Genomic DNA, 13686 nt, shown 5'->3' with positions numbered 1-13686 from the left:
TGCCATGACAGCCACCCCGCTAGCCGCCGCCGCGATCGCACAGCTGGAGGGGGAAGGCGTCGACACGGTCATCGGCAGCGTCGTGAACCCCGCCGGCCTCACGCACGCCAAGACCGTCCCGATCCGGCGCACCAACACCTTCGCCGATCCCGGCCTCGGCGCCAGCCCCTCCTGGCACGGCTTCGCGATCGACCAGAGCGGCATCGCGTTCACCGACGACGTCGGGGTCGTCGGCGACCAGCGGCTGCGCATCGACCTGTCGGCCATGCGGATCGTCGGCGACGGGCTGGCCTGGGCGCCCGCCTCGTTCTTCGAGCAGGACGGCACACCCGTAGCTGCGTGCGCCCGGGGGACGCTGGGCCGGATCGAGGCTGCGCTCGAGGAAGCCGGCCTGCAGGCGATCGTGGGGCACGAGATCGAGTTCCTCCTGGTCGAGCCCGACGGCGGCCGGCTGCCCGCCGCGCTGTGGGCGCAATACGGCCTGGCCGGCGTGCTCGAACACGAGGCGTTCATTCGCGACGTCAACGCGGCGGCGACGACGGCCGGTGTCGCCATCGAGCAGTTCCATCCCGAGTACGGCGCCAACCAGTTCGAGATCTCCTTGTCGCCGCTGGCGCCGGTGGCCGCCGCCGACCAACTCGCGGTGACCCGGCTCATCATCGGCCGGGCCGCCCGCCGTCAGGGGCTGCGCGTCAGCATGTCACCGGCGCCGTTCGCCGGAAGCGTCGGATCCGGTGCACACCAACACTTTTCATTGACCGGCCCGGACGGTCCGCTGTTTTCCGACGGGCCCGGACGAGCGGGCATGACGGCGGCGGGGGAGAGCGCCATCGCCGGGGTGATCGGTGGCCTGCCCGAAGCCCAGGGCATTCTCTGCGGATCCATCGTTTCCGGCCTGCGGATGCGGCCCGGGAACTGGGCCGGCGCCTACGCGTGCTGGGGAACAGAGAACCGGGAGGCGGCGGTGCGATTCATCAAGGGTGGGCCCGCGAGCCCGCGCGGCGCCAACCTCGAGGTCAAGATCGTCGATCCGTCGGCCAACCCCTACCTGGCGACGGCGGCGATCCTCGGCCTGGCGCTCGACGGGATCAAGCGCCAGGCGCCGCTGCCGCCGGAGATCACCGTGGACCCGGCCAAGCTGTCCGAGTCGGAACGCGCCGACGCCGGCATCGTGCTCCTGCCGGAAGCACAGCCGGAAGCCATTGCCGCGCTTGACGGTTCGGCCTTGCTGCGGGACATCCTGGGCGACGCCGCGGTCGACATGGTGGTCGCGGTCCGCAGCCTCGAACATGAGCGCTACGGCGACCTCGACGCCGAGCAGCTGGCGGACAAGTTCCGGATGGCCTGGAGCCTGTGAACGCCCTCGCGGAGCACATCGATCAGGTGGCGCTGATCGACCAGCACGTCCACGGGTCCTGGTTGGCGGCGGGGGATCGGGGACGGTTCGAGAACGCCCTCAACGAGGCCAACACCGAACCGCTCGTCGACTCCGGCTTCGACTCCCAGCTCGGCTTCGCCGTGCGTGCCCACTGCGCCCCCATCCTCGGGCTGCCCAAACACGTTGACCCGCAAGCCTACTGGGAACGACGTCGGCAGCACACCGAAGCCGAGCTGGCGGGGCTGTTCCTGCCGGCCGCCAACGTGAGCGACTGGCTCGTCGACACCGGAATCGGCGCCGTGGACACGGCCGGCACCGCCGAGATGGCCGAGTGGTCGGGCAACCGCGCGCACGAGGTCGTCCGGCTCGAGCAGGTCGCCGAGCAGGCCGTGCAGGCGCCGGGCGACTACGCCTCGGCCTTCGAGGAGATCCTGCACCGGCGCGCGGCCACCGCCGTCGGCACCAAGTCCATCCTGGCCTACCGCGGCGGGTTCGACGGCGACCTGAGCGAACCGTCCGAGGCCCAGGTCGCCGAGGCGGCGGGCCGCTGGCGCGACAGCGGCGGCACCCGGCTGACCGATCGGGTGCTGCTGCGGTTCGGCCTGCACCAGGCGTTGCGGCTCGGCAAGCCCCTGCAGTTCCACGTCGGCTTCGGCGACCGGGACTGCGACCTGCACAAGGCCAACCCGCTATTGCTGCTCGATTTCCTGCGGCGATCCTCAGCCACGCCGATCGTGCTGCTGCACTGCTATCCCTACGAGCGCGAGGCCGGCTACCTGGCGCAGGCCTTCAACAACGTCTACGTCGACGGCGGCCTGAGCGTGAACTACCTGGGTGCGCGGTCGCCGTCGTTTCTCGCCCGGCTGCTGGAGATGGCGCCGTTCCGGCGCATCCTGTACTCCTCGGACGGCTACGGCCCCGCGGAACTGCACTTCCTCGGTGCGGCTTTGTGGCGCAGGGGCATTCATCGCGTGCTGAGCGGATTCGTCGCCGACGGAGACTGGAGCCAGCACGACGCGATACGGGTCGTCGACCTCATCGCCCGCGATAACGCCGCCCGCATCTACCGCGTTTGACGCCCGGCGACACCGGGGTACCCCGCCGTAATGGCCACCATGGGGGACGTCTTGGGGTGGGCCCGCAACCAGGTGGTGTCGCGGGTTCCAAAAGCCGACCTCGATCAGCGCGACCCCGACTACATCCGCGACCAGCTTCCGGGGACCTGGCTGCTGGCGTCGCTGTACTTTCGGGCCGACGTGCGGGGCCTGGACCGCATCCCGGCCGACGGCCCTGTGCTGCTGGTCGGCAACCACAGCGGCGGCAACGTGCCCCCGGACACCTTCGTGTTCACGCTCGCGTTCTGCTCGTACTTCGGCGTCGAGCGGCCCTTCTATCAGTTGGCGCACAACCTCGTCGTCTCCGCGCCGCCGCTGGGCTGGTTACGCAAGTTCGGCACCGTCGCCGCCAATCCCGAAAACGCCCGCCTGGCACTGGATTCCGGCGCGGCGCTGCTGGTCTATCCCGGCGGGGACTACGAGGTGTTCCGCCCGTCATGGGAGCGCCACAAGGTCGACTTCGGCGGGCGCAAGGGCTACGTGCGGCTGGCCCGGGAGGCCGGTGTGCCGATCGTGCCCGTCGCCAGCGTCGGCGGCCAGGAGAGCGCGCTGTTCCTCAACCGCGGGCAGTGGCTGGCCAAGCTGCTGATGGCGGACAAGTTGCTGCGGCTCAAGAGCATCCCGATATCGCTGGCCCTGCCGTGGGGCCTCAACATCAGCGACCTCGCGGGCCACATTCCGCTGCCGACGAAGATCGTCATCGAGGTGCAGCACCCGATCGACGTCGACGGTGACGACGAAGCCGTGCACGACAAGGTGATGGCCAGCCTGCAGGGCGGCGTCGATCGCCTGGCCGCCGAGCGTCGATTCCCGGTGATCGGCTGATGCGCGTCGAACGCCGGTGTGTGATCAACACCGACCGCGACGCGGTCTGGAAGATCGTCAGCGATCCCGACTGCTACCCGTCGTTCATGGCCAGCCTGGAGCGGTGGGAGTCGTCGAACGACATCGAACGCGGCGTCGGTGCACGCTACACCGTGCACTGGAAAATCGGCTCGGTGCCGGTCGGCGGCCTGATCGAGATCGTCGAGTTCGACGACCGCCGCGACGTCGCGTGGGTGGGGATCACCGGAGTCAACCTGCGGGGGCGCATCCGGCTGCGCGACGCCGCCGACGGCAAGACCAAGGTGACGTTCCGGCTGTCCTATCAGGCGCCCGGCGGTCTGCTCGGCTACATCGCCGACCGGATCGCCGTACGTCAGGTCGGCCGCAACCTGTCCGAAACCCTGAAGTGCCTCAAGCGCCTGGCCGAGACCTAGCCGCCCGGCCCCCTTACCCGCGAACGTGCGCAGAATGTCAGCGTTACCGGCGTGTCGACGGGCAGACACGCACGCTCGCCGGCACTGAGCCGGGGCCCTGGCCCTAAAGCGGAACGAACCGTCGCAGCTTCCCGCTGCCCTGATGGCGCTGCAGGGTGTCGGCGGCCCGGACCCTGACAGCTGGGTTGATCAACCCGTACCGTCGCAGCGCGGCAACCAGCGCTGAACTCAGGGCCTCTCGGTCCGGGTCCCCGACGACCACGATGTCGGCCCCGGCCGCGGTCTGGGTGACCTGGTATTCGGATATCCGCGGATCGGTGCCCAGCACATGACGAAACGCGACCGCCGGGATCGTCGTTGCGCCGTAACGGAAGTCGTCGTCGCGGCGTCCGCCGATGTCGGCAACCCGAGTGAACGCGCTGCCGCAGGCGCACTCACCCGCCAGTGGCGTGACCTCGTCGCCGAGGTCATAGCGGATGAAGGGGAACGTTCGGTTGGCGAGTCCGGTGGCGAGCGTGCGTGCGGCCGGCTGGTCGGGCCCCACCGGCCTGCCGTCGTCGTCGACGCGCTCCAGGACGACCTCGTCCTCGCAGACGTGCAGGCCTTGGCCGCGGGCGCAGCCCACCGCTTGCACCCCGATTTCCGTTGAGCCCCAGAGGCTGTGGATCGGCGCGCCCCACGCCTCGCGGATCGCCTGCCGGTCCTCGTCGAGCAACGGCTCGGAGTTGGTGCTGACCCGCACCGGCTCGATGCCAAGCTCGCCGGTGATCGCGGCGCGGGCGAGCCGCCCGATCACGGACGGGTAGCCCACCAGGTGCGTGGGGCGCGCGGCCGCCACCGCGGCAAGCACCTCCTCGAACGGGCCGCCGGCGGCGATCACGACGGTCTCCATGCCCGGCACGGTCGGCACGTCGAACAGCGGCGTGCTGGCATGCGGCGGAACGCCGGCCTCCAGCACCGCCAGCCGCGTGCTGCGCGAAATCGTCTCGCCACGTTGCTCTTCGCGGGCCTGGGTGCGCCACGCCAGACAGGCCGCCGAGACGAAGAACTGCCAACCCCACACGTACACGCCGCGCACGCCGCTGGACCCGCCCGAGCTGAAGACCTGCTCGTTGCCCGGGGTGTACGAAAACCATTGCTGCTCAGCGAGAATGCGTTCGGCGCGGTCGCGGTCGAGGCCGGGTGCCGTGACGATGCTGTCCCATTGTTCCTGCGCATCCCGCTTGGTCATCACCGGAAGCGACGCCAGATCGGCGACCGAGGCACGCGACGGGTCGATCCCGCGCAGCCGCCGCGCGTGAAACGGCGAGCGTTCGCGGGCGAACGCGAGCAGGGATCGCAGCCGCAATTCCTGGTAGCGCTCGATGCGCTGACGGGACCAGCCCAGCCGCGCGATGTGGTCTTCCAGGGCGGCGCGCACCGCATTCAGATGTGCCGCCCGCATCCGTTCGTAGTCCGCCCGTGACACGCCGCCCTCCGAATCGTCGTCTCGATTTCTATCCTTCCGGGCCGAATAGCGCCATGCTTACGCCGGGGCCAGTTAGCGAGGAGGTAGTACTCGTGAATTTCGGGGCATTGCCGCCGGAGGTCAACTCCGCGCGGATGTATATGGGAGCGGGTTCAGGCCCGTTGATGGTGGCCGCGTCGGCGTGGGACGGGCTGACGGCGGCGTTGAGTTCGGCGGCCAGCTCGTATCAGGCGACGATCCTGGAGGTCACCGGTGGGCAATGGTTGGGCGCGTCGTCGGTATCGATGGCCGCGGCGGCCTTCCCCTACGTGCAGTGGATGAATACCACCGCCGCCCAAGCCGAGCTGACCGCCAATCAGGCCAGGTCGGCGGCTGCGGCCTACGAGGCGGCGTTCGCCGCCACGGTGCCGCCCGCGGTGATCGCGGCGAACCGGGCGTCGCTGACGGCGTTGGTGGCCACCAACATTTTCGGCCAAAACACCGCGGCGATCGCGGCGGCCGAAGCCGATTACGGCGAGATGTGGGCCCAGGACGCCGCCGCGATGTACGGCTACGCCGGGGCATCCGCGGCGGCAACCACCTTGACACCGTTCAGTCCTCCGGCGCAGAACACCAACCCTGCCGGGGTCGGCGCCCAGGCGGTCGGCGCCGCGCTGTCGTCGGCGCGGTCGACGGTGTCGCAGACAATGTCCGCAGTGCCCAAAGCGCTGGGTAGCCTTGCCCCGGCGTCATCACCGTTCGATCCGGTGCAGTGGCTGATCGACGTGTTGACGAGCCCATTGGGCGTCGCTCTCAACACCTTCAGCGGCGCTTTGTCCCTGCCCGTCGACACCGTCGGCAGTGACGGCTCGTTCCTGGCCGTCGACGCGATCTACTTTGTCGTCCCGCTGATCACGGCGGCGTTTCCGGGGCTGGCGCCGCTGGCGCCCGCGGCACCCGCGGGCGCGGCGGCGGGCGTGACGGGGACGGCTGCGGGCGCGGCGCCAACGCTGGCGGCCTCGGTGAACGGCGCCGACGCGTCGGCGGGGCTGGGCCGGGGGGCGTCGGTCGGTGACCTCTCGGTGCCGCAGTCCTGGGGCAGCGCTGCGCCCGAAATCCGCCTTGCTGCAAGTGGATTGCCTATCGCCGGCCTGGACGCAATGCCCCGGGCGGAGACGGCCGGGCCGGGCGGCTGGTTCGGCGGCATGCCCCCGATCGGCAGCGTCGTCAACGCGCCCCGAAGCGGGGAAGGCACTTCCAGTCCCCGCTCCCGTCACAAGGTCATCCCGCAGCTAGCGACCGGCGGGAGTCTGCTTGCCGGCCCACCGGGTTCGCAGGCGGAGCCGACCCGACGCGGCGCAGACGTCGAATTAGGTGAACGCGAACGCCATGAGCTGAACGAGCTGCGCCAGGAGATGGCCGAGTTGGCGATGGAGCGGGATGCGGTGGCCCGCTTGATCAAGGAGGCGATCCGGCCATGAACGTTTTCGATTTCGGAGCGTTGCCGCCGGAGATCAATTCCGGACGGATGTATCTGGGCCCCGGTTCGGGACCGTTGATGGCGGCCGCGTCGGCCTGGGACGGGTTGGCGGCCGAGTTGAGTTCGGCGGCAGGTATGTATCGGACCGCGGTCCTGGAGCTCACCAGTGGGCAGTGGTTGGGTGCGGCGTCGGTGTCGATGGCCGCGGCGGCCTTCCCATACCTGCAGTGGATGAATACCACTGCCGTGCAAGCCGAGTCGACGGCCAACCAGGCCAGGTCGGCGGCGGCCGCGTACGAGGCCGCGTTCATCGCGACGGTCCCGCCGCCGGAGATCGCGGCCAACCGGGCGCTGCTGATGGCGTTGGTGGCCACCAACATTTTCGGCCAAAACAGCGCCGCCATCGCGGCGACCGAAGCCCAGTACGCCGAAATGTGGGCCCAGGACGCCGCCGCGATGTACGGCTACGCCGGCGCATCGGCGGCGGCGACGACGATGACGCCATTCAGCGCACCGGCGCAGAACACCAACCCGGGTGGAATCGCCAGTCAGGCCGCCGCGAGCGGTCAGGCAATGAGTGCGCCGGCCGCGTCGATCCAGTCGACGCTGTCACAGCTACTGAACGCGGTGCCCAACGCACTGCAAGGTCTCGCCTCAGGTGGACCGGCGCAGTGGTTGCTGGACCTGCTGAACAGCGCCCCAGTCCAGAATTTCGAGACCCTGATGTTGGCGACCGCCGGTTACCAGACCCTGTTCAGCGCGGGAACCTTCCTCGGGTCGGGAGTCTCGTTCATCGTTGCCCCATTCGAAAACCCGGCGATCCAATCCGCGTTGGTTCTCTCGGCGATCGCACCGGTGGCCGAAGTGCCCGACTCGGCCGGGAGGTTCACGAGCGCGGCGTCAAGCCTGGCGAGTTCGGTTGGTGGCGTTGACGTCTCGGCCGGTGCGGGCAGGGCGGCGTCCGTGGGCGGCCTCTCGGTGCCGCAGGCATGGGCTAACGCGGCCCCCGAAATCCGGCTGGCCGCTAAAGGATTGCCGATGGCGGCCGTCGACGCGGTGCCCGAGGCCGCGGCAGCCGCGCCCACCGGCTGGCTGGGCAGGGCCCCCGTGATCGGCCCGATTGGCAGCATCGTCAACGCGCCGCGGAACGGCGCGAGCGCCGCCAACGGCCGCGCGCAGGCCCAAGCGGCCGGGGAAAAGGACCCGACCGAGCGGGCGCGGGCGCACTGGCACGGTTTCGACCTGTTGACGCCGCAGGCGCAGTTGCCGTTGAGCGAGCGCGAGGAGCTCATCGCGCTACGGAAGGGCGTCGCCGAGCTCGCGAAGGAGCGGGATGTGCTCAAGCGCTCGGCAAGCCTGTTGATCAAGGAGGCGCTGCAGCGCTAGGCGGCCCCAGACAGCACCGCTACGATATCGCGCAACGGCTGTGGGGACGTTGCGATTTCGCCGACGTATGGATACGAAAGTTCCAAAATGAGGAACAGGTTGGCCGCCACCAGCAAGCCAATGGTCGCCACCATTACGTAGTGCGTGCGGGGCTCTGCCACCCCATAAGTGATCGCGCAACCAACGACCAACGCGCTGGTGAGCAGGATCACCGCCCACAGCGACGCCGGCGGTCCGGCGTCGGTCTGGGCCTGCATCACCCGCCCGGTGCGGGCCTGGCTCAGCTTGTCGAGGTTCGCGAAAGATGTACTAAGAAAAGCCCTTTGGGTATCGGTGCCCGGTTGGACTTGCTGGTAGGCGGCGTAGAGGTCGTGCATAGCGTTATCGGCCTCGGGATTGGTCCGGCCAGCGGCGGCCGTCGACCATTCGGTCAGGGCAGCGCGTTCATAATTCAGCAAGGCCACTCGAATTCGGTCGCTGTCCGCGCTGCCGAACACGGTCCGGTCCCGGGCGAGCTGAATCCCAGCCGTGCCTTCGGCCCGCACCTGCTCATCCTGACCGCTGATCTGAGTCCACAGCGCGGATGTGACAAAGCCGAGCAGGATCGCATAGACGAAACCGATCACGCCGAACGCAAATTGGGTGGCATCGTTGTGCGCGTCTTTGGTGAGTTGTGGGAAACGCTTCCGGAGAACTTTTTGGAGGAGCATCGCCCCACCCGCGATGAGGACGAGGAGCCCGAGCAGCAGGAGCCACGCTGGGATGTGGTCCACGATCCAACGGGTCACGACGCCATCGCCAATCAGCCGACCGCGCGCACACCGAAGTGGACGGTTGCGAACCCGCTGCTCAGTGAGACGTAGCGGGCGTCGACGAAGCCCGATTCCAGCATTGCCTTGGCCAGCCCCTCCCGCGACAGCCAGGTGCGGATCGAATCGGAGGTGTAGTGATGGGCGTCGCGGTGCCATGCGACGGCCCAGCCCAGCGCCGGCATCAGCACGAAGTAGAGCGCGTCGTGCAGGAGCGTGAGCACCTTCGAGTTCGGCTTGCTGAAATCGAGGACCATCAACCGGCCGCCCGGCCGCAGGACGCGCCGGAATTCGCGCAGCGCCCGGCCGCGGTCCGCGACGTTGCGCAGCCCGAAGCTGATCGTCACCACGTCGAACGACGCGTCCGGGAACGGCAGGTCCATGGCGTCTCCCTCCTGAAAGTCGACGCCGCCGAGGTGTCGGCCCCGCGCGACCGCAAGCATCGCCGCGCAGGAGTCGACACCGACGACCTTGCCGTCCGGCCCGACGGCCGCCTCTTCCAGGAACGCCAGGTCACCGGTCCCGGTCGCGACGTCGAGCACCCGTTCGCCGGGCCGCAGGGCACACAGCTCTACAGCTTGTCGCTTCCACAAGCGATGAAGCCCGAGGGTCCACAGATCGGTCATCACGTTGTAGCGCGAAGCCAGCGCCGAAAACAGCTCCGTCACGTAGCTGCTCTTGGCTTCGTCGGACTCGTTCCAGCGCCGGGTGATCATCGGATCTACGCACCCCTTCCGATCGAGGTCGGGTTGGTTCGCCCTCGGCGATCGGCGTTGCCGGCGCCACCATGCTTGTCTAACATGTGTTGAATAGGCTTGACTACTGGTAGGAGCCAGCCACGATCCGAAGGCATCCGCCATGCTGCACTTACTGCCCAAATTTCACCCGCAATCCGATTCTCCGGCGCCGGACGCTGAGACCCATCACCACTGGCCGGGCGCGGCGGTAATCGCGGCGATCGGGCACATTCACGTCGAGCTGCCCGAGCCCAGGACCTACCCGCTGCATGAGCGCCGTTTTCTCGAGGACGAGCTGATGTCCCGCCTGATGGAGCATCTTTAACCGCAGCCATGCCGACGGCGGCTGCGGGCGCGACCGGCGTCCGATGATGAATCATTACGCGCGGTAACAATTTTCGACGACGGGCCCCTTCAGCGGCTCCGGGTGTCCCCAACACCAACCGCAACGGCCGTCTAGGTCCTGACGCCGGGGTGAATGTTTGGTTGAAACGCCCACTGCCCGGGTGCGACGGCGATAAAGTGCCGTCCGCCGGGGGTTGGCGATATCGAGCAGGAGCACGACGATGTCCTATCTGGTGGCGGCCCCGGAGTTCCTCGCGTCGGCGGCAACGGATCTGTCCAACATCGGTTCGGCCCTGACCGCCGCCAACGCGGCGGCCGCCGCCCCCACTAGCGGGGTGCTGGCCGCGGCCGAGGATGAGGTGTCGGCGGCCATAGCAGCGCTGTTCTCCGCCCACGGCCAGGGCTTTCAGACAGTGAGCGCCCAGGCGGCGGCGTTCCACGCTCAGTTTGCGCAGGCACTAAACGGGGCCGGGATCACCTACGCCATGGCCGAGGCGACGAATGCCGCGCCGTTGCAGGCGCTGCAGCAAGGCCTGGTGGCTGCCGCCCCAACCTTCGACCTGGGGCTGGGTAACCGGGGCACCAACAATGTGGGCAACGGGAACACCGGCAACTCCAACCTCGGCACGGGGAACACCGGCGACAGGAACATCGGCGGCGGGAACGGCAACGCGCTGCACCCCAGCGTTGGCAACGTCGGCAGCGGGAACACCGGCAACCTCAACTTCGGCAGCGGAAACACCGGCAGCCTCAACGTCGGCTTCGGGAACACCAACTCCGATTTCACGACCCCGCCGGGTAGCCCGTTGAGCAACATAGGGTTTGGGAACACCGGCAACGCCAACTGGGGAATCGGAAACAACGGCGACTCCAACGTCGGCGCCGGGAACAACGGCTTCGGGAACACGGGCGCCGGCAACACCGGCAACGCCAACATCGGCCTCGGGCTCACCGGCGACAACGAGATCGGCGTGGGCAATACCTATTACAACTACGTGACCGGCCAGTTCCACCTCGGCGGGCTGAACTCGGGCAGCGGCAACATCGGCATCGGGAACTCGGGTACCGGCAACATCGGTTTCTTCAACTCCGGTAACGGCAACGTCGGCATCCTCAACGCGGCCATCAACGCTCCCGGCGCCCATGGCAACTTCGGCATCGGGAACTCTGGCGTGGGGAACGTCGGGTTCGGGAACTCCGGCACGGCCAACTTCGGATTCGCCAACTCGGGCGCGCTGAACACCGGGTTCTTCAACTCGGGGGAGTTGGACACCGGCTTCGGGAACGCGGGCGGCACCCTGGACACCGGCGGCAACACGGGTTTCTGGAACTCGGGCAGCACCAACACGGGATGGGGAAATTCGGGCAACGTCAACACGGGCATCTGGAATTCGGGCAACGTCAACACCGGCCTCGGGCTGACCGGTGACAGCGGCCAGACCACATCGGGCTTCGGCAACACCGGCTTCGACGTTTCGGGCCTCTTCAACACGGCCAGCGGCGGCACCACCGCCGACGGCTTCATGTCGGGATTTGGAAACAGGGCCTATGGCAGCACCGCGAACGCGTTCGTCTCGGGCTTCTTCAACACCGGCGTCCCGAGCGCCCTGAACCCCGGCATATCCGGTCAGGTCTCGGGCCTGCTGAACACCGGCAACCTTATCGCGGGCTTGTTCGGCCTGAGCAACTTCTTCAATTAGCCCGCGGCGACGCCGTCCTCAGACCAAGGCCGACGCGTCGAATATCCAGCCGGCCCGCCGAACGAGCCACCGGTGACCGCGGGAACAAGTGCGTTTCCGATCAAGTCATCAAGCCGCACCGATCAGACAGAACACCGTAATATATCCAGCCTTGTCGTCTGGTTTATCCGATTTCGAGTAGAAGGCAAGATTCTTTCCATTGTCATCCGTAAAATGCTCTAAATATTCCAGTTTGAATTCGAGCGTCGACGGGATTTCGGCGAATGGTCCGTTGAGCGTCACAATTCCCGCGTTCAAATCCGCTTCCATACTGATCGGCACTTGGTCGACATCGTGCGTCCCCGTAATGAAGAACGCAGTTGGTGGCAGCTCCGGGGGCGGTTGATTGTGCAGCGTGCCGCGCTTTCCCGACGGGACAAACGGCTGCGTACAGTCGCCCTCGGTCAGGAAGGCGTTCGCAATCGTATGCGAACCCTGGCGCGCGATTGCAAATGTGATGTTCTCCCCGCCGTCCGGATTCCCACCGGCGGCGAATTCACGAGCCCACTTTGTGATCTCATCGAGGGCTCTTTGTGTTTGCGGATTAGACATGACGAACTTTCCTTCCATGGGCTAGATGACCATCCCGCCAGTGCCCTTACCCGGTGAAAAACGGCCACTAAATTACCGTTCCAGCTCGCCCGTGCGCGGCATAGGGTAGTTCACTACGTGAAAGCAGTCAGCCCGCCAAGCTGGAGACGTCGGCCCGGGTTTTCTTGGCGATGTGTGGGCGGCTTCGGGCACTACGGTCCGCCGCCGTCAGTACGGCTGTTCGACAATCATCCCTTGGCCGGTAAAGAAATCCGGCCCAACTCCGGCGCCTGAAAGCCAGGTTCTAAACGAGCCCTGACGCGTCGAAAACCCAGCTGGTGTCGGCGGTCGCCAAGTTCTCGAAGTGATTGGGCGGGGCGAACCCGACCAGGCTTTGCATGTCCCAATAGTCCTTCCACACCGTGATCTTGCCGTCCTGGACCTTGTGCACGGTTACGAACCTGAGCACGCCGCGCTCGCCCGACACGAAAGTCCAAGTCTCCGAATGCTCGTAGATGACGTCGGAACCGTTGGACACCAGCACGCCGTCGTGGTTCTCGTAACCCGCCAGCGGCTCGAGCCCGATCTTGAGCCGTTTCACGATGTCTTCCGGGCCGCGCGCCGCCAACGCGGGCACCGGCATGTCGACGTACAGACAGTCGTCGGACAGGAACGTCTTCACCGCCTCCCAGTCCCGCCGCGACAGTGCTTGCCACATCCCGATCACGACGTCCTCGACCGCGAGCGGAGAAACCGCTGAAACTTCCGTCATAGCGGCAAATAAACCGGGTTACCGGACACGTGTCAATCATCGGCTTTGGGCGCATACTCGCCAGGTGACCACGCGGGCCAAGCTGCTGATCGGGATCGCGCTGGTCGGAATGCTGGCCGGCGCGGGCGGGGCGCTCGCCCGCGGGTTCTGGGGGACCAGCGAGGATTGCCATGACTGGGTGAACAGCCACGGCTACGAATTGGTGCGCAACGACTGGTGGGCCAAGACCCACGGCTGCGTCGCCAGGACACCCACCGGCGCCGAGGTCGCCCAAGACGAGGAATTCCGCAACAAGGCGATCGGATGGGCTTGGCAATTCGGCATTTTCGCGGCCGGCACGTTGCCCGCGGTGATCATCGTCGCGTCGGGTGCGCTTCGCTGGCGAAGCGGCCCCGCGGGCGAGGACCCCTAGCCGGGGGACCAACCGCGCACAAATCCCGCTGTTGGCTGCGGCTTTGCCGCATACTTGCGTCGTGACATCGCAGCGCGACACCTCCGAGGAGATCGGGGCCGATCCGGTCGACGGCCTGCTGACCCGGCGCGAAGCCATCCGAAGGCTGACGCTCGTCGCCGTGACGGCGGCACCCACCACGCTCATCGCGGCCTGTTCCGGTAACAGGAGCTGGCCCGGCCGGCGGCGCCGCCGCCGCCGCTAGCGCCTACTCGAATGGTGGCGACCCGCGGCGCC

At 67.7% G+C, this 13686-nt stretch carries 14 protein-coding genes and 1 pseudogene; 10 read left to right on the top strand and 5 right to left on the bottom strand.

The window, feature by feature from the left end:
• Nucleotides 1-4: 4 nt before the first annotated feature.
• Genes A5712_RS17930 through A5712_RS17915 form a run of 4 tightly spaced genes read left to right on the top strand, consistent with a single transcriptional unit; the run spans nt 5 to nt 3752 of the window.
• Nucleotides 5-1357, top strand: coding sequence for a glutamine synthetase family protein (locus tag A5712_RS17930; RefSeq protein ID WP_068107765.1), 1353 nt, complete (start codon nt 5-7; stop codon nt 1355-1357).
• On the top strand, nt 1354-2454 hold the full coding sequence (locus tag A5712_RS17925) for an amidohydrolase family protein (protein WP_068107674.1): 1101 nt from the start codon (nt 1354-1356) through the stop codon (nt 2452-2454). Before A5712_RS17930 ends, A5712_RS17925 begins: the two co-directional genes overlap by 4 nt.
• A 30-nt stretch (nt 2455-2484) precedes the next feature.
• Complete coding sequence (locus tag A5712_RS17920) at nt 2485-3318, top strand: lysophospholipid acyltransferase family protein (RefSeq protein ID WP_068107672.1); 834 nt, start codon at nt 2485-2487, stop codon at nt 3316-3318.
• Nucleotides 3318-3752, top strand: a complete 435-nt coding sequence (locus A5712_RS17915) for an SRPBCC family protein (protein ID WP_068107670.1) — start codon at nt 3318-3320, stop codon at nt 3750-3752. The genes A5712_RS17920 and A5712_RS17915 overlap by 1 nt, the downstream gene beginning before the upstream one ends.
• 103 nt (nt 3753-3855) lie before the next feature.
• On the opposite strand, the gene A5712_RS17910 is transcribed toward A5712_RS17915, so the two are convergent.
• The gene (locus A5712_RS17910; RefSeq protein WP_068107763.1) at nt 3856-5196 is read right to left on the bottom strand and encodes a phenylacetate--CoA ligase family protein; all 1341 of its coding nucleotides are present in this window, start codon (nt 5194-5196) and stop codon (nt 3856-3858) included.
• A gap of 116 nt (nt 5197-5312) precedes the next feature.
• Between A5712_RS17910 and A5712_RS17905 the strand changes: the two genes are divergently transcribed.
• Together A5712_RS17905 and A5712_RS17900 are read left to right on the top strand one after the other, a co-directional pair.
• Nucleotides 5313-6680 (top strand): PPE family protein, encoded by a 1368-nt coding sequence (locus tag A5712_RS17905; protein WP_082973504.1) that lies wholly within the window; start codon nt 5313-5315, stop codon nt 6678-6680.
• A pseudogene (locus A5712_RS17900) lies at nt 6677-7831 on the top strand (PPE family protein); the annotation flags it as partial. The gene A5712_RS17905 and the pseudogene A5712_RS17900, both read left to right, overlap by 4 nt.
• Before the next feature lie 230 nt (nt 7832-8061).
• Here the strand turns inward: A5712_RS17900 and A5712_RS17895 are convergent.
• Nucleotides 8062-8838 (bottom strand): DUF4239 domain-containing protein, encoded by a 777-nt coding sequence (locus A5712_RS17895; protein ID WP_068107762.1) that lies wholly within the window; start codon nt 8836-8838, stop codon nt 8062-8064.
• Between the two features lie 29 nt (nt 8839-8867).
• Nucleotides 8868-9590: a ubiquinone/menaquinone biosynthesis methyltransferase gene (locus tag A5712_RS17890; protein WP_068107663.1), complete on the bottom strand. Its 723-nt coding sequence runs from the start codon at nt 9588-9590 to the stop codon at nt 8868-8870.
• A gap of 142 nt (nt 9591-9732) precedes the next feature.
• Between A5712_RS17890 and A5712_RS17885 the strand changes: the two genes are divergently transcribed.
• Nucleotides 9733-9936 carry a hypothetical protein gene (locus A5712_RS17885; RefSeq protein ID WP_068107661.1) on the top strand — a complete coding sequence of 68 codons (204 nt, stop codon included), beginning with the start codon at nt 9733-9735 and terminating at the stop codon, nt 9934-9936.
• Nucleotides 9937-10177: 241 nt separating this feature from the next.
• A complete protein-coding gene (locus A5712_RS17880) occupies nt 10178-11656 on the top strand; it encodes a PE family protein (protein WP_082973502.1) in 1479 nt (492 codons plus the stop codon).
• Nucleotides 11657-11764: 108 nt separating this feature from the next.
• On the opposite strand, the gene A5712_RS17875 is transcribed toward A5712_RS17880, so the two are convergent.
• Together A5712_RS17875 and A5712_RS17870 are read right to left on the bottom strand one after the other, a co-directional pair.
• Nucleotides 11765-12247 carry a hypothetical protein gene (locus A5712_RS17875; RefSeq protein WP_156766612.1) on the bottom strand — a complete coding sequence of 161 codons (483 nt, stop codon included), beginning with the start codon at nt 12245-12247 and terminating at the stop codon, nt 11765-11767.
• Between the two features lie 283 nt (nt 12248-12530).
• Nucleotides 12531-12998: a limonene-1,2-epoxide hydrolase family protein gene (locus A5712_RS17870; protein WP_068107655.1), complete on the bottom strand. Its 468-nt coding sequence runs from the start codon at nt 12996-12998 to the stop codon at nt 12531-12533.
• A gap of 64 nt (nt 12999-13062) precedes the next feature.
• Between A5712_RS17870 and A5712_RS17865 the strand changes: the two genes are divergently transcribed.
• On the top strand, nt 13063-13410 hold the full coding sequence (locus A5712_RS17865) for a hypothetical protein (protein WP_068107653.1): 348 nt from the start codon (nt 13063-13065) through the stop codon (nt 13408-13410).
• Between the two features lie 61 nt (nt 13411-13471).
• Entirely contained in the window at nt 13472-13654 is a 183-nt protein-coding gene (locus tag A5712_RS17860; protein WP_068107652.1) for a hypothetical protein, read from the top strand.
• The last annotated feature ends 32 nt before the right edge of the window (nt 13655-13686 follow it).

It is taken from the genome of Mycobacterium sp. E2327 (assembly GCF_001672675.1).
Taxonomy (GTDB): Bacteria; Actinomycetota; Actinomycetes; order Mycobacteriales; family Mycobacteriaceae; genus Mycobacterium.
Note: the sequence above shows the minus strand (reverse complement) of the source record. Positions and strands in the feature narration are given on the sequence as shown.